This is a genomic window from Cronobacter sp. 153480017-3, assembly GCF_053627815.1.
The window spans coordinates 203,011-224,429 of sequence record NZ_JBSEYN010000001.1; the positions used below are offsets into that span (position 1 = coordinate 203,011).

Annotated in this window: 23 protein-coding genes; 16 read left to right on the forward strand and 7 right to left on the reverse strand. The window is 59.1% G+C overall.

The features are described 5' to 3' along the window. Positions 1 to 90: 90 nt before the first annotated feature. Entirely contained in the window at positions 91 to 186 is a 96-nt protein-coding gene (gene mgtS / locus ACUW6V_RS00930) for a protein MgtS (RefSeq protein ID WP_454037877.1), read from the forward strand. Positions 187 to 317: 131 nt separating this feature from the next. Here the strand turns inward: mgtS and dcp are convergent, their stop codons facing one another. After that, entirely contained in the window at positions 318 to 2,363 is a 2,046-nt protein-coding gene (gene dcp / locus ACUW6V_RS00935; protein WP_454037878.1) for a peptidyl-dipeptidase Dcp, read from the reverse strand. A 159-nt stretch (positions 2,364 to 2,522) separates the two neighbouring features. Between dcp and ydfG the strand changes: the two genes are divergently transcribed. From ydfG to ydfZ, 4 genes are all read left to right on the forward strand, one after another. Next, positions 2,523 to 3,269, forward strand: a complete 747-nt coding sequence (ydfG, locus tag ACUW6V_RS00940) for a bifunctional NADP-dependent 3-hydroxy acid dehydrogenase/3-hydroxypropionate dehydrogenase YdfG (RefSeq protein WP_007775248.1) — start codon at positions 2,523 to 2,525, stop codon at positions 3,267 to 3,269. Positions 3,270 to 3,357: 88 nt separating this feature from the next. Continuing rightward, positions 3,358 to 4,044, forward strand: a complete 687-nt coding sequence (locus ACUW6V_RS00945) for a GntR family transcriptional regulator (protein ID WP_007901433.1) — start codon at positions 3,358 to 3,360, stop codon at positions 4,042 to 4,044. 39 nt (positions 4,045 to 4,083) lie between these two features. After that, positions 4,084 to 4,977, forward strand: a complete 894-nt coding sequence (locus ACUW6V_RS00950; protein ID WP_454037879.1) for a hypothetical protein — start codon at positions 4,084 to 4,086, stop codon at positions 4,975 to 4,977. A gap of 124 nt (positions 4,978 to 5,101) precedes the next feature. Further along, complete coding sequence (gene ydfZ / locus ACUW6V_RS00955; RefSeq protein ID WP_007867949.1) at positions 5,102 to 5,305, forward strand: putative selenium delivery protein YdfZ; 204 nt, start codon at positions 5,102 to 5,104, stop codon at positions 5,303 to 5,305. A 155-nt stretch (positions 5,306 to 5,460) separates the two neighbouring features. On the opposite strand, the gene ACUW6V_RS00960 is transcribed toward ydfZ, so the two are convergent. From ACUW6V_RS00960 to ACUW6V_RS00975, 4 genes are all read right to left on the reverse strand, one after another. Then, on the reverse strand, positions 5,461 to 6,927 hold the full coding sequence (locus ACUW6V_RS00960) for a mannitol dehydrogenase family protein (protein WP_454037880.1): 1,467 nt from the start codon (positions 6,925 to 6,927) through the stop codon (positions 5,461 to 5,463). A gap of 165 nt (positions 6,928 to 7,092) precedes the next feature. Beyond that, positions 7,093 to 8,370 carry an MFS transporter gene (locus tag ACUW6V_RS00965; RefSeq protein ID WP_032973132.1) on the reverse strand — a complete coding sequence of 426 codons (1,278 nt, stop codon included), beginning with the start codon at positions 8,368 to 8,370 and terminating at the stop codon, positions 7,093 to 7,095. Positions 8,371 to 8,427: 57 nt separating this feature from the next. Then, positions 8,428 to 9,642 carry a D-mannonate dehydratase ManD gene (gene manD, locus ACUW6V_RS00970; RefSeq protein ID WP_004387246.1) on the reverse strand — a complete coding sequence of 405 codons (1,215 nt, stop codon included), beginning with the start codon at positions 9,640 to 9,642 and terminating at the stop codon, positions 8,428 to 8,430. Between the two features lie 155 nt (positions 9,643 to 9,797). Then, a complete protein-coding gene (locus ACUW6V_RS00975) occupies positions 9,798 to 10,124 on the reverse strand; it encodes a YnfA family protein (RefSeq protein WP_004387245.1) in 327 nt (108 codons plus the stop codon). Between the two features lie 115 nt (positions 10,125 to 10,239). On the opposite strand from ACUW6V_RS00975, the gene ACUW6V_RS00980 reads away from it, so the two are divergent. Next, a complete protein-coding gene (locus ACUW6V_RS00980; RefSeq protein ID WP_454037881.1) occupies positions 10,240 to 10,569 on the forward strand; it encodes a DUF1283 family protein in 330 nt (109 codons plus the stop codon). Between the two features lie 66 nt (positions 10,570 to 10,635). Then, on the forward strand, positions 10,636 to 11,196 hold the full coding sequence (speG, locus tag ACUW6V_RS00985; RefSeq protein WP_004387243.1) for a spermidine N1-acetyltransferase: 561 nt from the start codon (positions 10,636 to 10,638) through the stop codon (positions 11,194 to 11,196). Between the two features lie 52 nt (positions 11,197 to 11,248). Here the strand turns inward: speG and ACUW6V_RS00990 are convergent, their stop codons facing one another. Beyond that, positions 11,249 to 11,956, reverse strand: coding sequence for a YnfC family lipoprotein (locus ACUW6V_RS00990; protein ID WP_105583652.1), 708 nt, complete (start codon positions 11,954 to 11,956; stop codon positions 11,249 to 11,251). Positions 11,957 to 12,072: 116 nt separating this feature from the next. On the opposite strand from ACUW6V_RS00990, the gene ACUW6V_RS00995 reads away from it, so the two are divergent. The 5 genes from ACUW6V_RS00995 (at position 12,073) to dmsD (ending at position 17,216) form a co-directional block, all read left to right on the forward strand. Then, positions 12,073 to 12,369 (forward strand): DUF1161 domain-containing protein, encoded by a 297-nt coding sequence (locus ACUW6V_RS00995; protein ID WP_007867972.1) that lies wholly within the window; start codon positions 12,073 to 12,075, stop codon positions 12,367 to 12,369. 280 nt (positions 12,370 to 12,649) lie between these two features. After that, positions 12,650 to 15,085, forward strand: coding sequence for a dimethylsulfoxide reductase subunit A (dmsA, locus tag ACUW6V_RS01000; RefSeq protein ID WP_105583650.1), 2,436 nt, complete (start codon positions 12,650 to 12,652; stop codon positions 15,083 to 15,085). A 9-nt stretch (positions 15,086 to 15,094) separates the two neighbouring features. Continuing rightward, entirely contained in the window at positions 15,095 to 15,712 is a 618-nt protein-coding gene (locus ACUW6V_RS01005) for a DMSO/selenate family reductase complex B subunit (RefSeq protein ID WP_007867979.1), read from the forward strand. 1 nt (position 15,713) lies between these two features. Then, complete coding sequence (locus tag ACUW6V_RS01010) at positions 15,714 to 16,562, forward strand: dimethyl sulfoxide reductase anchor subunit family protein (RefSeq protein ID WP_063265612.1); 849 nt, start codon at positions 15,714 to 15,716, stop codon at positions 16,560 to 16,562. A gap of 45 nt (positions 16,563 to 16,607) precedes the next feature. Further along, positions 16,608 to 17,216, forward strand: a complete 609-nt coding sequence (gene dmsD, locus ACUW6V_RS01015; protein ID WP_032989495.1) for a Tat proofreading chaperone DmsD — start codon at positions 16,608 to 16,610, stop codon at positions 17,214 to 17,216. Here dmsD and ACUW6V_RS01020 read toward each other — a convergent pair. After that, the gene (locus ACUW6V_RS01020; protein WP_004387237.1) at positions 17,213 to 17,548 is read right to left on the reverse strand and encodes a GlpM family protein; all 336 of its coding nucleotides are present in this window, start codon (positions 17,546 to 17,548) and stop codon (positions 17,213 to 17,215) included. The genes dmsD and ACUW6V_RS01020 overlap by 4 nt on opposite strands. A gap of 328 nt (positions 17,549 to 17,876) precedes the next feature. On the opposite strand from ACUW6V_RS01020, the gene osmY reads away from it, so the two are divergent. The 4 genes from osmY to osmV are packed head-to-tail and all read left to right on the forward strand — an operon-like array spanning position 17,877 to position 21,314. Continuing rightward, positions 17,877 to 18,590 (forward strand): osmoprotectant ABC transporter permease OsmY, encoded by a 714-nt coding sequence (gene osmY / locus ACUW6V_RS01025; protein WP_054624777.1) that lies wholly within the window; start codon positions 17,877 to 17,879, stop codon positions 18,588 to 18,590. 16 nt (positions 18,591 to 18,606) lie between these two features. Further along, positions 18,607 to 19,512 carry an osmoprotectant ABC transporter substrate-binding protein OsmX gene (gene osmX, locus ACUW6V_RS01030; RefSeq protein ID WP_104672532.1) on the forward strand — a complete coding sequence of 302 codons (906 nt, stop codon included), beginning with the start codon at positions 18,607 to 18,609 and terminating at the stop codon, positions 19,510 to 19,512. 9 nt (positions 19,513 to 19,521) lie between these two features. Further along, entirely contained in the window at positions 19,522 to 20,169 is a 648-nt protein-coding gene (osmW, locus tag ACUW6V_RS01035) for an osmoprotectant ABC transporter permease OsmW (RefSeq protein WP_004387234.1), read from the forward strand. Then, on the forward strand, positions 20,169 to 21,314 hold the full coding sequence (osmV, locus tag ACUW6V_RS01040; RefSeq protein ID WP_004387233.1) for an osmoprotectant ABC transporter ATP-binding protein OsmV: 1,146 nt from the start codon (positions 20,169 to 20,171) through the stop codon (positions 21,312 to 21,314). The genes osmW and osmV overlap by 1 nt, the downstream gene beginning before the upstream one ends. The last annotated feature ends 105 nt before the right edge of the window (positions 21,315 to 21,419 follow it).

Here is a 21,419-nt window from a genome sequence, read left to right on the forward strand (position 1 = left end):
TGTGTCGCGAAACGGTTATCCCGCTGTCGTCTTTACGTCACACGTTCAGGGCTTTGTTAAAGGAGAGTGTGACTAAAGGCGGGAGTGGTGATGCCGGGAGCTGCGGATCTCTTTATCTGTATGCCGGCAATTGTCTTGCTGGCGGGGTTTCTCGCCGCGTATTGCAGCAAGAAATGGGATGACTGAGCGTAAAACAAAAAAATACCGCCAGTATGACTGACGGTAAGGCTTGCATGGATTGTTATTGTCCTGCGCTCAACATCACGCTTATTGCCGCATCATGCCATGCGCAGGTTCAACGTCACCTAAACGTGGGTTTATTCCGTTAAGCCACGGTTTTCCAGCATCGGCCCGATACGCGGGGCATGGCCGCGCCAGTCGAGCCACAACCCTTCCAGATCGCGACTGTTGCCGCGCGAAAGAATGGCGTCGCGAAAGCGCGCGCCGTTTTGCGCGTTTAACCCGCCCTGCTCTACAAACCACTGATAGCCGTCGTCCGCCAGCATTTGTGTCCAGAGATAAGCGTAGTAGCCCGCCGCATAGCCGCCGCCAAAGATGTGGGCGAAATAGCTGCTCCGGTAGCGCGGCGGGACGGCGCGCAGCGCGATGTGCTCCTGCGAAAGCGCGGCTGCTTCAAACGCGGTCACATCCTCGGGAGTGGATTGCGGCGTCAGGCTGTGCCAGTGCTGATCGAGCAGCGCCGCGGCCAAAAGCTCGGTCATGTCATAGCCTTTGTTAAAGCGCGCCGCGCGGAAGAGTTTCTCGCGAAGCGCGTCCGGCATCGGCTCGCCGGTCTGGTAATGGCGCGCAAAGTTTGCGAAAACGTCCGGGTGGCTCGCCCAGTGTTCGTTGATTTGCGACGGGAACTCCACGAAATCACGCGGCGTGTTGGTGCCGGAGAGCGTCGCGTAGCGCTGGCTGGCGAAAAGACCGTGCAGCGTATGGCCAAATTCGTGGAACAGCGTGATAACGTCATCCCAGGAAATAAGCGCAGGCTGACCGGCGGCAGGCTTCAGATAGTTACAAACATTGTAGATAACCGGCCTGTGGCCGGTGAGCGTGGACTGATCGACGAAATTGCCCATCCAGGCACCGCCGCTCTTGCTGTCGCGCGCGAAGAAATCGCCGTAAAACAGCGCAAGCCCGCTGCCGTCTTTATCGAAGATTTCCCAGACGCGGACATCCGGGTGATAAACCGGAATGTCGGTACGTTCCTGGAAACGAAGCCCGAACAGCGTACTGGCGGCGTAAAAGACGCCGTGAATAAGCACATTATCCAGCTCGAAATACGGTTTGATCTGCGCGTCGTCGAGCGCGTATTTTTCGCGCCGCACCTGTTCAGCGTAAAACGCCCAGTCCCAGGCTTCGGCCTGAAAACCGCCGTTCTCGCGGTCAATCACCTGCTGAATATCGGCAAGCTCCCGGTTGGCGCGCGCTGTCGCCGCCGGCACGATATCGCGCATAAAGCGCAGCGCCGCCTCCGGCGTTTTGGCCATCTGATCGGCGATAGTCCAGGAGGCGAAATCTTTAAAGCCGAGCAGCGCCGCCTGCTGCGCGCGCAGCTGCGCCAGGCGCAATACCAGCGCGCGGGTGTCGTTGGCGTCGCCTTTTTCGGTGCGGTGCCAGCCCGCTTTAAAAAGGGCCTCGCGCGTCTCGCGACGCTCCAGTGACTGTAACGCCGGCTGCTGTGTGGTGTTCAGCAGCGCGATAAGCCAGCGCCCTTCCTGCCCTTTTTCACGCGCGGCCTGCGCGGCGGCGGCGACCTCGGCTTCACTCAGCCCCGCCAGCGCCTCGCGGGACGACACCAGCAGCCCGCCCGCTTTATCCGCCGCCAGCAGACGCTGGTTAAACTGGCTGGTGAGCTGCGCGGCCTCGCGGTTTAGCGCTTTAAGCTGCGCTTTTTGCTCCGCGCCAAGCGTCGCGCCCGCGAGCATAAACTGCTGCCAGACGACCTCCACCAGACGGCGCGACTCCTCATCCAGCCCCAGCGCGTCGCGCTGCTCATAAACGGTGTTGAGGCGCGCGAATAAGGTTTCATTGAAATGAATATCATCGGACAGCGCCGCAAGCTCTGTGGAAAATTCTTCATCCAGCGTTTGCAGGTAATCGTTAGTGTGCGCTGAAGTCATCGCGAAAAAGACGCGGGTGACGCGCGCGAGCATCGCACCGCTGCGCTCAAGCGCCAGATACGTGTTTTCAAACGTCGGCGCGGCGGGGTCGGCGGCGATCGCCTCCACCTCGGCGCGCTTCTGGCGCACCGCCTCGTCAAAGGCCGGGCGGTAGTCGTTATCGGTTATCGCGTCGAACGGCGGCGCCTCGTAAGGCAGCGTACTGGCTGAGGAAAAAGGGGTCGTTACCGGCATGAGGATCTCCGCAAAAGCGTGATGGTAAAAACACAGCTTATGCAGCCTCGCCGCAAACGGCAATGGTTTCGCGCCGCAACCCATCAGGAAGTGATATTCCACAGGGCGCGCCGGGCGTGCTAAGGTAACTGCTCTGAAAAAGCCTTGAGGAACAGCGAGATGATTATTCTGGTTACCGGTGCGACGGCCGGGTTTGGCGAAGCCATTACCCGCCGGTTTGTGAAGAACGGTCATAAAGTCATCGCGACAGGCCGCCGCCAGGCGCGCCTCGACGCGCTGAAGGATGAGCTTGGCGAAAGCGTGCTGACGCTGCAACTGGACGTGCGCAATCGCGCGGCGATCGAAGAGGCCATCAGCAGCCTGCCGCTGGAGTGGCGCGATATCGATGTGCTGGTCAACAACGCCGGGCTGGCGCTGGGGCTTGAGCCCGCGCACAAAGCGAGCGTCGAAGACTGGGAAAACATGATAGACACTAACAATAAAGGCCTGGTCTATATGACCCGCGCGGTGCTGCCCGGCATGGTTGAGCGTAACCGCGGCCACGTGATTAATATCGGCTCCACGGCGGGCAGCTGGCCTTACGCGGGCGGCAATGTCTACGGCGCGACCAAAGCGTTTGTGCGCCAGTTCAGCCTCAATCTGCGCACCGATCTGCACGGCACCGCCGTGCGCGTAACGGATATCGAGCCGGGCCTCGTGGGCGGCACCGAATTCTCGAACGTACGTTTTAAAGGCGACGACGATAAAGCGGGTAAAACCTACGAAAATACCACCGCGCTGACGCCGGACGATGTGACCGAAGCGGTCTGGTGGGTGGCGACGCTCCCGCCGCATGTCAATATCAACACCGTCGAGATGATGCCGGTGAGCCAGAGCTTCGCCGGGCTTAGCGTACACCGCCAGTAACGCTCTTCTGCCCGTACCCCGTCCGCGCTGGGCGGGGTGGGCAATTAATGTTAAATTGCCGCAGTTACCCGCAAATTAAGACAAAAGAATGGCCGCTGAAACTCCGCTCAACCCGACCCAGCCGGTGAGCCAACAGATTTACCGTATCCTGCGCCGCGATATCGTGCACTGTTTGATCCCGCCGGGCACACCGCTTTCTGAAAAGGAAGTTTCGGTGCGCTTTGACGTGTCGCGCCAGCCAGTGCGTGAAGCGTTTATCAAGCTTGCCGAAAACGGGTTGATTCAGATCCGCCCGCAGCGCGGCAGTTTTGTGAATAAAATTTCGCTGCGCCAGGTGCGTAACGGCTGCTTTGTGCGCCAGGCGATTGAGCGCGCCGTGGTGCAGCGGGCGGCGGGTATGGTGACTGACGCGGATCTTTATCAGCTTGAGCAAAACCTTAACCAGCAGCGCACGGCTATCGATCGCAAACAGCTGAGCGATTTTTTTCAGCTCGACGACGAATTTCACCACCGCCTGACGCAGGTCGCCGACTGCCAGCTCGCCTGGGACACCGTGGAAAACATTAAAGCGACCATCGACCGGGTGCGCTATATGAGCCTCGATCACGTCTCTCCGCCGGAAATGCTGCTGCGCCAGCATAATGATATTTTTCACGCGCTGGAGCGCCGCGACCCGCAGGCCGCCGACGACGCCATGCGCCTGCATTTGCAGGAGATCAGCGAATCCGTATTGCTGATCCGCCAGGAAAACCGCGACTGGTTTACCGAAGAGTAACCGCGCGGCGTTGCTAACCCACTCAGGGATGGATATGTAATGCGCGCATTACTGCTTATAGGCTGCGCCCTTTTCTCTTCACCGCTGCTGGCCGATTGTTTTCAGAGCGAGGCTATCGCCACGGCCGCCGCGGATTTTACGTGGTCGGCAAGTACCGTCACCGCCACGCCGCGCGCGCATTTTTATTCCGCGCCGTCACCGGAATGCCGCCTTGACGCGTTTCTGGTGCCGGGCGACGCCGTGCAGGTGTTTCGTCTTTCTCAAGGTGACAGCCAGAGCGCGGATGATAAAACGCGCCCGTTCGCCTGGGTGAGCTATCGCGACAGCAGAGGGCGCGTGGCGACCGGCTGGATGGAAACCGCGGCGCTCAAAATGCAGCAAGACACGCTCCGGCCAGAAGGCATCTGCGCCGCTCGTCTTCGTGAGATGGACGATACGCAGAGTATCCCGGAGAACGCCAACCGCTACGACGTAACCGGCAGAGGACGACATTTCTTTTACACCGCCCCCGACGCGCAGTGCCGCAGCCAGCAGGTGTTTCTGGTGGCGGGCGATACGGTGAGCGTGGGCCGCACGCTGCCGGGCTTTAGCGAGGCGACGTGGTACGGCAATGACGGGCGAATTGTCAGAGGCTGGCTGGAATCGGCGGCGCTGCACGCGACCGGCGCGGGCGACGCCTGGCGTGAGGATATCAGCGCAAGCCCGCTGGCCCGTGTAACCCGCACCGTCTCTTTGCAGCTCAACCCCAACGGTCAGTGTATTTTCTATGAGAACGCGCAGGACGGCGGCAATTACCGTTTGCTGGTGCGTGAGGATCACACCCGCGCGGGATGTCGCGGCGCGGCCGACCCTGAAGTCGCACCGGTGGTGGCGAATATCGATATTGATATCGCGAGCGGGAAGATCGTGCGTAACGGGCCCGCAGGCGAGTAGTTGCGGGCCGTGATATTCATCACACAAATGCCTTGTTTTTGATCGAGATTAACGTTTTTCAGGTTGTGATTTTTAAAATGGGGCTCGTCTGGATCATTCCCAACTATTCAGAGGAGATATCACCATGATGACCTACGATCGCAACCGTAACGCGATTACCACCGGCAGTCGTGTCATGATCAGCACCACCGGGCAGACCGGCGTGATTAAAGCGATTCACGGCGACGGCATGACGCCGGAACAAATTCGCCGTGGCCGTACCGTCGAAGTGGAAGGTTGCGAAGGGAAATTCGAGCCGGTCGAGTTGATTCGTTTGGGTATGCATTAATAGTTCGGGCGGGTGTTGTTGGACGGCGAGTGCCGATGCTGGTGAACGGCGGGTGCGCTCCGCTTACCCGCCCTACAAATAACAAACTCGATGGGTTTTCGTAGGGTGGGTAAGCGCAGCGCACCCACCAATACCCCCCCACCTTTAATAACCCGTCAACACCCCGCTTTCACATACTGCGCCACGGTCGCTCTGGCACCGCCATCAAGAAGAAGCTGATACGCCTGCGTCACCTGCGCCACAAACTCTGTTCGCGCCGGAAGCTCCTCGCCAAAAATCGCATGAATACCGAGCAAGGCTTTTACCCGCGCCTCGCCCTCTTCGCTTGTGCGTACTGCGTCCTGAATCACGTTTAACAGCGGATCGCACACCTCAATCGCATTCCCCTGCTCATCCATACCGCTCACGTAGCGCATCCAGCCCGCCACGCCGAGCGTCAGCAGCGGCGCCGCGCTGTCGTGCGCCTGATGCCAGCGCAGCGAATCGAGCCAGCGCTGCGGCAGTTTCTGGCTCCCGTCCATCGCGATTTGCCAGGTGCGGTGGCGCAGCGCCGGATTGCTGTAGCGCTCAATCAGCCGATCCGCGTAACGCGCCAGGTCAACGCCCTGCACGCGGAGCGTCGGTGCCTGTTCGTTAAGCATCAACGCCTGCGCGGCGCGGCGATAATTCGTATCTTCCATGCAGTCGTTGATGTGCTGATACCCCGCCAGATAACCGAGATACGCCAGAAACGAGTGGCTGCCGTTCAGCATACGCAGCTTCATCTCCTCAAACGGCACCACATTGCGTACCAGCTCTGCGCCCGCCTTTTCCCACGCCGGACGGCCCGCCACAAAATTATCTTCAATCACCCACTGGCGAAACGGCTCGCAGGCCACACCCGCCGGGTCATGCACGCCGGTCAGTTGCGCGATTTTATCGAGCGTTTCCGGCGTCACCGCTGGCACAATCCGGTCCACCATCGTGGAGGGGAACGTCACGTTCTCTTCAATCCACGCCGCCAGACTGGCGTCCACGGCGCGGGCGAACGCCATTACAACGTTGCGGGCCACATGCCCGTTTTCCGGCATATTGTCGCAGGACATCACACTGAAACCCGCGAGCCCGGCGGCTTTGCGGCGCGCCAGCGCCTCCACAATGACACCTACGGCGGATGACGGCGTTTCAGGGTGTGCGAGATCGGCGGCGATAAGCGGATGATCCAGCATCAGCTCGCCCGTTGCGGGGGAATGACAGTAGCCTTTTTCCGTAATGGTCAGCGAAACAATCGCCACCTGCGGCTCACACAGCGCGGCGAAGACCGCCTCCAGGCCATCCACCTGCGCATGCAGCGCCTGTTTCACCACGCCCACCACGCGGGCGCGCCAGGCGTCGGCGGACATCTCCGCCACGGTATAGAGATTATCCTGACGGCGGATATCGGCGATCTGCTGCTCGCCGCCAATCAGGTTAATTTCACAATAGCCCCAGTCACTGCCGTGTTCTGCGGCAAGAATATCGGCGTAAACGCCCTGGTGCGCGCGGTGAAACGCGCCAAAACCCAGATGCACAATACGGGCGACCAGCGCGTCGCGGTGATAGGTCGGGAGAATGGCGTGGGCGTGAAGCAGCGTATTTTCCATGGTCGTGACTCGTTTGATAAATAAAGAAATTTGTATAAAGCCTACGCTTCACACCGGTACGCTTTATGATTTACGACAGCTTTTGATAACTACATTAACTAGAATGGTAGTAAAGCGTGATTTTTATCACGCTTTACGTTTTGCCGGAGAAAATCAGGGGAACGATCAGACGGTCACAGGCTTCGCGGCCAGGTTATCCGCCACGCGCGCTTTGACGAACGTCCAGAGGATAATCGCGCCGACGATATCCATCAGGCTCAGAATAATAAAGAACGGGTTGTAGCCGACGGTGTTGACCAGGCCGCCCATAATGAGCGTACAGATGAAAATCCCCGTCCAGCCCGCAGTACCCGCGAAACCGCTGACGGTAGAGGTTTCGTTGCGCCGGAAGAGATCGGTCGCCATCGTAATCACCTGGGTTGAAAGCATCTGGTGGGCGAAGGCGCAGACGGAAACCAGCGCTATCGCCACATAGGCGCTCTCCACAAACCCCACCAGCGAGAGCGGCAGCATCAGCACCGCGCCGGTACTGAACCCGATACGCCGCGCGTTAATGGTCGAGATATTCCAGCGCTTCATCATGAAGTTATTGAGAAAGCCGCCCGCCATGCCGCCGAAATCCGCCGCCAGAAACGGCAGCCAGGCGAACAGCGCGATATCTTTAAGCGGCATATGCCGCACCGTCATCAGGTAGACCGGCAGCCAGAAGTTAATCGTGCCCCAGGCAGGGTCAGCCAGAAAGCGCGGCAGCGCGATGCCCCAGAAGTTACGCTGGCGCAGGATCTGCATCACCGACGGTTTGCTGCCGTCAGCCTCCAGATGCTTCTCCTGCCCCGCTTCGATGAGCCGCGCCTCTTCCGTACTGAGCGCCCGATGGCGCGCGGGGGATTCATAGCCAAACCACCAGATAACGGCAAAGACAAGCCCGAGCGCGCCGGTGATCACAAACGCCATTTCCCAGTTGTAGGCCATGATGGCCCACACCACGAGCGGCGGCGCCAGCATCGCGCCAATCGACGTGCCGATATTCGCCACACCGCCTGCGATGCCGCGCTCTTTCGCCGGAAACCATTCGGAGTTGCACTTCACGCCCGCCGGGATCGCCGAGGCTTCGCTAAGCCCCATCAGCCCGCGCAGGAAGGCCAGCCCGCCCCACGAATTGCAGGCGGCATGGGCCATGTTGGTCACGGACCAGGCGATGATCATAATGAAAAAGCCGAGCTTTAAGCCCACCACGTCGATAAAGAATCCGCAGAGCGGCTGCGCAAGCGTATAGGCGAACTGAAAGGCGCTTAAAATCCAGGCGTATTGTTGCTCATTGATATGCAGTTCGGTGAACAGCGTCGGGGCCGAGACGCTGAGCGAGCTGCGCGCCAGCGCGTTGATAATCGTGCCCAGCGACACCAGGCCTATCATATACCAGCGTAAGTGTTTAATTTTCATAGGTAGGGTCCGGAGGTTTTTATTATTGTCACCGCGGCACGCCGCGGTGATGCAGGGTTACCAGTTCCACAGCGTGCCGTCTTCGAGGCGGGCTACCGGCAGATACGCCGGGTCGTAGGGGTATTTCGCCGCCAGCTTTTCATCAAATTCAATGCCGAGCCCCGGCTTCTCGCCCGGATGCATATAGCCGTTGTCGAACGACCAGCTGTGCGGGAAAACCTCCAGCATCTGCTCTGAATAGCCCATATATTCCTGCACGCCGAAATTCGGCACCCAGAGATCGAAATGCAGCGCGGCGGCGTGGCAAATGGGCGAGAGATCCGACGGCCCGTGCGAACCGGTACGCACCTGATAAAGTGCGGCGAAATCGGCGATGCGGCGCATGCCGGTAATCCCGCCCGCGTGGGTCACCGTGGTGCGGATGTAGTCAATCAGTTGCTCTTCGATAAGCTGTTTACAGTCCCAGATGCTGTTAAAGACTTCACCGACCGCAACCGGCGTCACGGTATGCTGGCGGATAAGCCGGAAACAGGCCTGGTTTTCGGCGGGCGTCGGATCTTCCATCCAGAAGAGACGGTAATCCTCAATGCTTTTACCGAAACGCGCCGCCTCGATGGGCGTCAGACGATGATGCATGTCGTGGAGCAGGTGTTCGTTAAAGCCAAATTTCTCGCGCACTGCCTCAAAGAGTTTTGGCGTGAAATCGAGATACTTTTCAGTAGACCAGAGCTGCTCTTCCGGCCACTGGCCTTTGGTGGCGGGTTCATACGCGAGCCCTTTGCCCTTCGCCATTCCATAAGTGGTTTTCATGCCCGGCACGCCGCACTGCACGCGGATCGCCTTAAACCCCTGCTCTTTATGGCGGGCGTAATCCTCAAGCACGTCATCGATGGTGTGGCCGGTGGTGTGGCAGTAGACCATCACACCGTCGCGCGACGCGCCGCCGAGCAACTGGTACAGCGGCATTCCGGCGGCTTTGGCTTTGATATCCCACAGCGCCGTGTCGATGGCGGAAATCGCAGACATCGTCACCGGGCCGCGCCGCCAGTACGCGCCTTTGTAGAAAAACTGCCAGATATCCTCGATGCGCTGCGCGTCGCGCCCTACCAGCTGCGGGCAGAGGTGATCGCGCAGATAACTGGCGACGGAAAGCTCGCGCCCGTTAAGCGTGGCGTCGCCAAGTCCCGTCAGTCCGTCGTCGGTGGTGATTTTTAGCGTCACAAAGTTGCGCCCCGGGCAGGTGACAAACACTTCCGCTTTACTGATCTTCATGCATCCTTCCTTTTGTGTAACAACGATGCGTAATTTGTACGCATTACGCTCAACTAACTTAACTACCATACAAGTTGATTTGACGGAAAAATGCGCAACGCTTCACAAAGCGTGAAGCGTGGTTGCCAGAAAAGTCAGGTGAAATCAGAAGCGCGTCAGGCGCGGCCCCAACCTGCGACGATAATCAACATGCCGCACAGCGCGACCGCCGCACCTGCCCAGTCGTAGAGACTCAGGCGTACGCCGTCGACGACGCGCAGCCAGATAAGCGCGGTCATCACATAGACGCCGCCGTAAGCGGCATACACCCGCCCGCTCGCCGCCGGGTGCAGCGTGAGCAGCCAGACGAACAGCATCAGCGACAGCGCCGCCGGCAGCAGTAAAAGCACGCTCGCCCCTTTGCGCAGCCACAGCCACGGCAGAAAACAGCCAATAATTTCCGCAAGCGCGGTGGCAAAAAACAGCAAAGTGGTTTTAATCATATTGAGACTCATTGAGGTAATATCGGCAATCGCTGCCGCTGTGCGCAAATCGCGCACGATGATATAGTAAAGCGTGTCGGCTTCACGACAAGAACCGCTTCTTAAGGATATCGCTATGAACAAATTCCTTCGCCACTCACTGCTGCTGGCGTTGCTGACCGGCGCGCTGTCAGGCGTCGCTAACGCGCAAACCGATAAACTGATTATTGAGTCTGGCGATAACGCGCGGACCCGCCAGGATGCCGCGATGGATAAAGAGCAATGGAATGACACCCGTTCTTTACGCCAGAAAGTGAACAAGCGTACCGAAAAAGAGTGGGATAAAACAGATGTCGCGTTCGACGCCAAAGACAACTGCGAGAAAAGCGCGAATCTGAACGCCTACTGGGAGCCCAACACCCTGCGTTGTCTTGACCGCCGCACCGGCCGCGTCATTAATCCGTAAACCCTCTTTGTATCACGGCTCCCGCACAGCGGGGGCCGGTATTTCCCGCGCATAAAAGGATGAACGATGTCAGACTACGTTGATGTCAAACTGCGCCCGCTGGAACGTGAAGATTTGCGTTTCGTCCACCAGCTCGACAATAACGCCAGCGTCATGCGCTACTGGTTCGAAGAGCCTTATGAAGCGTTCGTCGAACTCTCCGATCTCTACGATAAACATATCCACGACCAGAGCGAACGCCGCTTTGTGGTGGAGTGTGACGGCGATAAAGCAGGCCTGGTGGAGCTGGTGGAGATTAACCACGTCCACCGCCGCGCTGAATTTCAGATAATCATTTCACCGGAGCATCAGGGCAAAGGCCTCGCCAGCCGTGCGGCAAAACTGGCGATGGATTACGGCTTTACGGTGCTGAATCTCTATAAGCTCTATCTGATCGTCGATAAAGAGAACGCCAAAGCGATTCATATTTACCGCAAGCTCGGCTTTATGGTGGAAGGCGAACTTATCCATGAATTCTTTATTAATGGCGAGTACCGCAACACCATCCGCATGTGTATTTTCCAGCATCAGTACCTGACGAACCTCAAACCCGCCGGGACGACGCTGCTGAAACCCACCGCGCAGTAATATTTAAGCGCAGGATTGCCTGCGCTTTTCTCGTACACATTTTAACGGCCTGTCAGTAATAATTAATTTCGTTCTGAATCGTGAATTTATGCAGCACGGGCGGCATCGCGCTGGCGTCGGTAATTTCCAGTACGCAGCTTGACGGGTTGAGATGGCGGTCATATTCGCAGCTCTGTTTCGCCGTATCGATCACTTTACTGTTAAGCGTCGTCACCGAGCTGTAGTCATGTTTTTTACGCGTATCGCTCGGCGTCGCGACGGTCGACAGTTCAGCGTCTTTGGTTTTGCTGGTTTTGCCGAGCGGATAGCCTTCATCATCGTAGCGGTAGGTGGTTGATACTTCGGACGTGTGCCCTTTCACGACAAATTCACGATCGTTGGTTTCATAGACCATGCCCACCGCCGGCAGCTCGGCCAGCTGGCATTTGCCCTGTAAACGGATACGCTTTTCGCGGCTTATCGCGTCGAGGTAATAGTTAGCGTCCAGCACCAGCGCCAGATGGCTGTTACTCGGTTTGTCGGAATAATTCAGCGTCTCGAAGCACCCTTCTTGCGAGAGGGTGCCGTTAACTTCCGTCTCCACCTCGCCGCTGTCGTTAACCAGCTTCTGAGTGAAGTTTTTTACCGGGCCGCGTAGCGGATCGAAATTAAACTCGCTTGAGAAACTGGCCATCTCCGGGCTGAACGGTGCGAGCGCGTCCGGCTTATCGCAGCCGGTCAGCACAAGCGTTACCATCATTACCGTCACGTAGTTTTTCACGTCTTTATTATCCTTCTGCGGCCTCGCCAAAAGCGGCATGATATCTGAAAAGTCAGTGATATATATAACAACTGCTATGCTTACTACATCTGTTTTACGTCAATAAGGAGCCGTTAATGAAAAAACGTTACTGGGCAGGTGCCCTCCTGCTGGCTGCGACATTACCGGTCAGCGCCGCGCAAAACTCCTGTGAACGGGTTAAAGCCGATATTGAACAGCGCATCATTAATAATGGCGTACCGGAAACCGGATTTACGTTAACTATCGTTCCTAACGACCAGGCTGACCAGCCGGATGCGCAGGTTGTCGGGCATTGCGCGAACGATACGCAGAAAATTCTCTACACCCGTACTCAAAGCGGCAACGCCAGCGGCGGCGGAACGTCGCAGGGCGCGGCCAGCGAACCGCAATAACCGCACACGGGGCTTCGGCCCCTTTTTTATTTCCCGCCTTCCATACGCCACATCTATTGACCCTCGTTAACGTTTTCTACTCCGTTATGAGTAAAACTCTTCCCTGCGCTAATCATTAGCCATCTACTTTTCTGCAATCCGGTTTCATCGTCGCACCTGTCGCCACCTGTCTCTCGCCCTTCTGGCGTCGCCTGAAACGCGGGCAAGCAGGCCGACCATAAAAACAAAACCACAATCAGAAAACACATTGCGTCTCTTTTGCGGAGACAAGGAGTGAGTAATGTCAAATACCGATAATCCGGTCGGGATCAGCCGCCGCACGCTGGTGAAATCCACCGCGCTTGGCGGTCTGGCGCTCGCGGCAGGCGGCATCTCCCTGCCCTTCGGGGTCAGACAGGTGGCCGCCGCCGTCGGGCAGGCCATCAGCGCGCCGGACGAGCGCGTCGTCTGGAGCGCCTGTACCGTCAACTGCGGCAGCCGCTGCCCATTGCGTATGCATGTGGTGAATGGCGAAATCCGCTATGTCGAAACCGATAACACGGGCGGCGATGACTACGACGGGCTGCACCAGGTGCGCGCCTGCCTGCGTGGCCGCTCCATGCGACGACGCGTCTACAACCCGGACCGCCTGAAATACCCGATGAAGCGCGTCGGCAAACGCGGCGAAGGCAAATTTGTGCGCATCAGCTGGGATGAAGCGCTGGACACCATCGCCCAGGGCATGAAGCGCATCATCAGCGACTACGGTAACGAGGCGATTTACCTTAACTACGGCACCGGTACGCTCGGCGGCACCATGACGCGCTCCTGGCCGCCGGGGAAAACGCTGCTTGCCCGGCTGATGAACTGCTGCGGCGGCTATCTTAATCATTATGGCGATTACTCCAGCGCGCAGATCGCAGCCGGCCTTAATTACACCTATGGCGGCTGGGCCGACGGCAACAGCCCGTCTGATATTGAAAACAGCAAGCTGGTGGTACTGTTTGGCAATAACCCTGGCGAAACCCGCATGAGCGGCGGCGGCGTGACGTATTACCTTGAGCAGGCGCGCGCGAAATCGCAGGCGCGAATGATAGTCATCGATCCGCGCTATACCGACACGGCCGCCGGACGCGAGGATGAGTGGATCCCGATCCGCCCCGGCACCGACGCCGCGCTGGCGTCCGCGATCGCCTGGGTGTTGATCACTGAAAACTATGTCGATCAACCGTTTCTGGATAACTACTGCGTTGGCTATGACGAGAAAACGCTGCCGCCCGGCGCGCCCGCGAACGGCCACTATAAGGCGTATATTCTCGGCGACGGGCCGGATGGCACCGCCAAAACGCCCGCCTGGGCCGCGCCCATCACCGGCATTCCCGAAGCGCGCATTATCAAACTCGCCCGTGAAATCGGCGAGGCGAAACCGGCATTTATCGCCCAGGGCTGGGGGCCGCAGCGCCATTCCAATGGCGAGCTGGCCTGCCGCGCGATAGCGATGCTCCCCATCCTCACGGGGAACGTCGGCATTCACGGCGGCAACAGCGGCGCGCGCGAAGGCTCGTTTTCACTCCCTTTCGAACGAATGCCGACGCTTCAAAACCCGGTGGAGACCAGCATCTCGATGTTCACCTGGACCGACGCCATCGAGCGCGGCCCGTCGATGACCGCCACCGCCGACGGCGTGCGCGGCAAAGAGAAGCTCGACGTGCCGATTAAGATGATCTGGAACTACGCCGGTAACTGTCTTATCAACCAGCACTCGCAGATCAACCGCACCCATGAGATTTTGCAGGATGACAAAAAGTGCGAGCTGATCGTGGTGATCGACTGCCATATGACCGCCTCGGCGCGCTATGCCGATATCCTGCTGCCAGACTGCACCGCGTCGGAGCAGATGGATTTCGCGCTCGACGCCTCCTGCGGCAATATGGCCTACGTGATTTTCGCCGACCAGGCGATTGCGCCGCGCTTTGAGTGCCGCACTATCTATGACATCACCAGCGCGCTCGCGGCGCGCATGGGTGTTGGCGACACCTTCAGCGAAGGCCGTACTCAGGAAGGCTGGCTGCGTCACCTTTACGCGCAGTCGCGGCGCGCGATCCCGGAACTGCCGGATTTCGACACGTTCCGCCAACAGGGGATCTTTAAGCTTCGTGATCCGCAGGGCCATCACGTCGCCTATCAGGCTTTCCGGGAAAACCCGACTGCCAACCCGCTCGACACGCCCTCCGGTAAAATCGAGATCTACTCGTCGGCGCTTGCCGACATCGCCGCGCACTGGCAACTGCCGGAAGGCGATGTCATTCATCCGCTGCCGGTCTACAGCCCCGGTTTTGAACAGGTCAGCGACCCGCTGCGCGCGCAGTACCCGCTCCAGCTCACCGGTTTTCACTACAAATCCCGCACCCACTCGACTTACGGCAACGTGGACGTGTTACAGGCCGCGTGTCGCCAGCAGGTCTGGATCAACCCGCAGGATGCGCAGGCGCGCGGCATCAACGACGGCGACCCGGTGCGCGTCTGGAATGCGCGCGGCGAAGCGCGCATTGAGGCGAAAGTGACGCCGCGCATTATGCCGGGCGTCGTGGCGCTGGGCGAAGGCGCGTGGTACCAGCCTGACGCCGAGGGCGTCGATCACGCCGGGTCTATCAATGTTTTGACCACGCAACGGCCCTCGCCGCTGGCGAAAGGCAATCCGTCGCACAGCAATCTCGTTCAGCTTGCCAGGGTGTAAGGAGTTCCGATGACCACACAATACGGCTTTTATATCGATTCCAGCCGCTGCACCGGGTGTAAAACCTGCGAGCTGGCGTGCAAGGATTACAAAGATCTCACCCCTGACGTCAGCTTTCGCCGCATCTATGAATACGCGGGCGGCGACTGGCAGGAGGATAACGGCGTCTGGCATCAGAACGTCTTCGCTTACTACCTCTCAATAGCCTGTAACCACTGTGAAGATCCGGCCTGCACCAAAGTGTGCCCCAGCGGTGCGATGCACAAGCGCGAGGACGGCTTTGTGGTGGTGAATGAAGAGGTCTGCATTGGTTGTCGCTACTGCCATATGGCTTGTCCGTACGGCGCGCCGCAGTACAACGCCGCCAAAGGGCATATGACTAAATGCGACGGCTGCTATGAACGCATCGCTGAGGGCAAAAAACCGATTTGCGTCGAATCCTGCCCGCTGCGCGCGCTGGATATGGCGCCGATTGACGAACTGCGTAAAAAGTACGGTTCGCTGGCGCAGGTCGCGCCGCTGCCCGCCGCGCATTTTACCCGCCCGAATATTGTGATTAAACCCAATGCAAACAGCCGCCCGACCGGTGACACCACCGGCAAACTGGCGAATCCGAAGGAGGTCTGAAATGGGAAGCGGATGGCATGAATGGCCGCTGGTGTTATTCACCGTGCTCGGCCAGTGCGTGGTGGGCGGGCTTATCGTCACCGGGCTGGCGTGGTTTACAGGCCTTAAGGATGAACGCCCGCGCATGGTGCGCGCCATGTTTTTTCTCTGGGTGCTGATGGGCATCGCCTTTCTCGCCTCGGTGATGCATCTCGGCTCGCCGCTGCGCGCGTTCAATTCACTGAACCGCCTCGGGCACTCGCCGCTCAGTAATGAAATCGCCAGCGGATCGCTGTTTTTCGCGGTGGGTGGGCTGTGGTGGCTGGTGGCGGTGCTCGGGAAAATGCCCGACGCGCTCGGGAAAATCTGGCTTATCGTGGCGATGGCGCTCGGCGTGCTGTTTATCTTCGCGATGACCCGCGTTTATCAGATAAACACCGTGCCGACCTGGCATAACGGCTATACCACGCTCGGCTTTTTTCTGACGGCGTTTCTCGGCGGGCCGCTGCTCGGCGCGCTTCTGCTCGCCGTCGCGGGCGTCGCTGGCCCGCGAGAGTTCGCGATGGTAAGCGTATTCGCACTGGTGATAAGCGTCGCGGCGGCGCTGATGCAGAGCGCGGGCCTTGCAGGCATTCACAGCTCCGTACAACAGGCAAGCGCCCTGCTGCCGGATTACGGCTTCTGGCAGGCGTGGCGCATGGTATTGCTGGCGCTCGGCATCGGCTGTTGGCTCTGCCCGCTGGTGCGCCGCGTTCCGCCGCGCCCGTGGGGGCTGGCGGCAGGGTTTGCGCTGGTACTGGCAGGCGAACTTATCGGTCGCGGCCTCTTTTATGGGCTGCACATGACGGTCGGTATGGCCGTTGCGGGATAATCTCCGGGCGGCGACGCCGCCCGGCTTTTTCAGGACAGTGACGCAGTGAAAGAAAAATTAACGGATATCGCCTGTTGCGCCCGCATTCTGGGCGCGCTCTTTTATTACTCGCCCGAGGCGCCCGAAGCGCGCGCCATTGTGGACGCGCTGCGTATGCCGGGCTGGGAACGCGAATGGCCCTGCGGGTTTGATAGCGCGCGCGTGGCCGGGTTTTACACGCTGAACAGCGGGGATGAAACGCTGGCGCAGGCGTGGCAGCGGCTCTTTATCGGCCCGCACGCGCTGCCCGCGCCGCCGTGGGGATCGGTCTGGCTCGATCGTGAATCGGTGCTGTTTGGCGACTCCACGCTTGCGCTGCAGGGGTGGCTGCGTGACAACGCCATCGCTTTTGAAACGCCGCTAAATGAACCCGCGGATCATATCGGTCTGCTGTTGCTGCTGGCGGCCTGGCTTGCGGAACAGGGAAAAACCCGCGAGCTCGATGAGTTGCTGGCCTGGCATCTGCTGCCCTTCGCGCCGCGCTTTCTGGAGGTGTTCTGCGCGCAGGCGCAACATCCGTTTTACGAGGCGCTGGGCGAGCTGACCCGTGCGACGCTTACCCACTGGCGCAGCGGGCTGCTGATGCCGGTTTCGCAAAAAACGCTTTACCGTTAGTGAAAGCGGCTCCAGAGCGCAATCAGCAGCCAGGCGCTCAGGCACCAGCAGGCCACCGCGCCGCCGAGCGCCAGCGGCACTTTAACCATGCCGCTTAGCACCCACAGCGAGGCCAGATAGACAAAATAAGGAATGATGGCCCACATACCGAAAATCACCGTGGTGCGCAGCGCCTCCACGCCGCGCCCGGTGACGACGATATAGTGGGCAATCAGCGCAAACGTCGGAAAGAGCGGGATGAGCCCCGCGATATAGTAATTTTTCGTTTTCGACAGCATGCCTATCAGCACTACTACCGCCGCGCCGAGCAGCGCTTTAATCAACAGCCCCATCGTTTTACGTTCCACTTTCTGGTTTCGGTTTTTTCTGACGCTACCATAACTGCGCGCCCTGCCGGGATTTTTTCGCTATAGACGCCCGTTTTGTTACGGCGTCACTTTCTCCGCTTGCCTTTTAAGATAATTCTCTGTCGCGCCCGGGAAGCGAGGCGGGATAAGGGGAAATCGTTAATTGCCCGGGTAAATCATTCGCCAGATAAATGTCACGTAATGTGGAATCCTTCCCGCCCCGTTGCTATAGCTCAATACACCCTGCCGACACACGGCATAACAACAGGCGAGCCTTATCGCCATAAAACGTGCACCAGGGAGACAACGCCTCATGCAGAAAGCCTCACTGACTTTACGCGCCATCGGGGCGCTGGCCGGGCTCGCGGCCGTTATTGCCTTACTGGTCTGGGGCATCGGCCCCGACACCCTCGCCGCCCGCCGCGAAGATCTGCTTTATCTGGGTAAACAGCACCTGATTCTGGTGTTCAGTTCCATGGCGCTGGCGCTCGCCGTCGGTATCCCGAGCGGCATTCTGTTAAGCCGTCCGGCCGCGCGCCGCTTCGCAGAATACGCGATGCAGATTTTTAACGTCGGCAATACCCTGCCACCGCTGGCGGTGCTGGCACTCGCGATGGTGGTGGTCGGCATTGGCGATAAACCCGCTATCGTGGCGCTGTTTCTGGCTTCTCTGCTGCCGATTGTGCGTAACACCTACGCCGGGCTCTGCTCGGTGCCGGGCTCGCTGATTGAAGCCGCCAACGGCATTGGAATGACCAAAGGCCAGCGGCTGTGGCAGGTGGAGCTACCGAACGCCTGGCCGGTGATGCTCTCCGGCATTCGCATCGCGACCGCCATTAACGTCGGCACCGCGCCGCTCGCCTTTCTTATCGGCGCGAGCAGCTTCGGCGAGCTGATTTTCCCTGGCATCTATCTGAACGATTTTCCGACGCTCATTCTTGGTGCCGCCGCCACGGCGTTGTTCGCGCTGATTCTGGATATGGCGCTCGCAGCCCTTGGCCGCGTGCTCAGCCCGCATACCGCCTGATGATAAGGAGCTTCCGATGACCCTGCTGAATCGCTGGCTGGCTTTCGCCGCCGCGGGCCTCTTGCTGGCCACGACCGCCGCCCGCGCCGCACCGCTGGTGCTGACCACCAAGAGCTTTACCGAGCAACATATTCTTTCTGCCATGACGGTGCTTTACCTGCAAAAGAAAGGCTTTCAGGTGGAGCCGCGCACCAATATCGCGACGGTAATTTCGCGCAACGCCATGATCAACAAACAGGTGGACATGACCTGGGAGTACACCGGCACGTCGCTGATTATCTTCAACCATATCAATAAACGAATGACGCCCGAGGAAACCTATAACACGGTGAAAAAGCTCGACGCGAAGCTCGGGCTGGTGTGGCTGAAACCCGCCAGCATGAACAATACCTATGCGTTCGCGATGCAGCGCAAGCGCGCCGAAAAGGAGCATATTTCGACGATTTCGCAGCTGGCGCAGAAAGTCGAACAGGTGCGCAAAACCGACCCGGATAATAACTGGATGCTGGCGCTCGACCTGGAGTTTTACGGCCGCAGTGACGGTATGAAGCCGCTGCAACAGGCGTACAACATGCCGCTCGACCGCCCGCAGATCCGCCAGATGGACCCGGGGCTGGTCTATAACGCCATCCGCGACGGCTTTGTGGACGCAGGCCTGGTCTACGCCACCGACGGGCGCGTGAAAGGCTTCGATTTAAAAGTGCTGGAAGATGATAAGGGCTTTTTCCCAAGCTACGCCGTTACGCCGGTCGTGCGTAAGGATACGCTGGCGGCGAATCCGGGGCTTGAGGAGGCGCTCAATACGATCTCCGGCCTGATGGATAACGAGACCATCACCACGCTTAACGCGAAGGTGGATATCGATCACCAGACGCCGCAGCAGGTCGCCCGCGACTTCCTGCGCGACAAAGGTCTGCTTTAAGGAGGGATGATGGATACCATTCACTATATGATCGATAACGCCGGTTTTCTGGCGAGCCTTACGTTCCAGCACCTGTGGCTGGTGCTGCTGGCGGTGGGCTTCGCGATTGTTATCGGCGTGCCGCTCGGCATTCTGATTGTGCGCCATAAATGGCTCGCCACACCGGTGCTGGGGCTGGCGACGCTGGTGCTGACCATTCCGTCCATCGCCCTGTTCGGGCTGATGATCCCGCTCTTCTCGCTGATAGGCCAGGGCATCGGCGCTCTGCCCGCCATCACCGCCGTGTTTCTCTATTCACTGCTGCCTATCGTGCGTAACACGCACACCGCGCTCGACAGCCTGCCGCCGGGGCTTCGCGAAGCCGGTCGCGGTATCGGCATGACGTTCTGGCAGCGCCTGCGCTGGGTGGAAATTCCCATGGCGCTGCCGGTGATTTTCGGCGGCATTCGTACCGCGGTCGTGATGAATATCGGCGTGATGGCGATCGCCGCCGTTATCGGCGCGGGCGGTCTGGGGTTGTTGCTGCTTAACGGCATCGGCGGGAGCGACATTCGTATGCTTATCGCCGGTGCGCTGATGATCTGTTTACTGGCCATTATTCTGGACTGGTTACTGCACCGCCTGCAGGTTGTGCTGACGCCGAAGGGGATCCGCTAATGATTAAACTTGAAAACCTCACCAAACAGTTTGTGCAGAAGAACGGCCAGACGTTTAACGCCGTCGATAACGTCAACCTGAACGTGCCGGAAGGCGAAATGTGCGTGCTGCTCGGCCCGTCTGGCTGCGGCAAGACCACCACGCTGAAGATGATTAACCGGCTGATCGCGCCCTCCGGCGGCAAGATTTTTATTAACGGCGAAGACACAACCGATCTCGATACCGTCACGCTGCGCCGCAATATCGGTTATGTCATTCAGCAGATTGGCCTGTTCCCGAATATGACGATTGAAGAGAACATCACCGTGGTGCCGCGGATGCTGGGCTGGGATAAAGCGCGCTGCAAGGAACGCGCGACCGAGCTGATGGCGATGGTGGCGCTGGATCCGAAACGCTTCCTCAACCGCTACCCGAAAGAGATGTCCGGCGGCCAGCAGCAGCGTATCGGCGTTATTCGCGCGCTGGCGGCAGATCCACCGGTGCTGCTGATGGATGAACCTTTCGGCGCGGTCGACCCGATTAACCGCGAGGTTATCCAGAATCAGTTCCTGGAGATGCAGCGCCAGTTGAAGAAAACGGTGATGCTGGTGAGCCACGATATCGATGAAGCGCTGAAGCTTGGCGATCGCATCGCGGTGTTCCGCCAGGGGAAAATCATTCAGTGCGCCAGCCCCGACGAGCTGCTCGCGAAACCGGCCAACGAGTTTGTCGGCTCTTTTGTGGGCCAGGATCGTACGCTGAAACGCCTGCTGCTGATTCAGGCGGGCGATGTGACGGACAAACAGCCGACGATTACAGTGCGTAGCTCGACGCCGCTTGCAGAGGCGTTCGCGCTGATGGACGACAACGATATGCGTTCCGTAACGGTGGTGGACGAGAACGAGAAGCCGCTGGGATTTGTGAAGCGTCGCGAAGCGCGCGGCGCAACGGGCGTTTGCGCCGATATCACCCACCCGTTCCGCGTGACCGGTAAAGCGGAAGATAACCTGCGCGTGGTGTTATCACGTCTTTACGAGCACAACACGGTCTGGATGCCGATCGTGGATGAAGACGGCCGCTACAGCGGTGAGATTTCACAGGATTATATCGCCGATTATCTCAGCTCCGGGCGTACGCGACGGGCGCTCAATATTCACGAAGGGTGAGTAAAACGGCGGGTGCGTCTCCTGCCGTCTGTTCCACAAGGCGGGTGCGCTGCGCTTACCCGCCCTACATTATTGCTCCACCGTCTGTTCCGTAGGGCGGGTAAG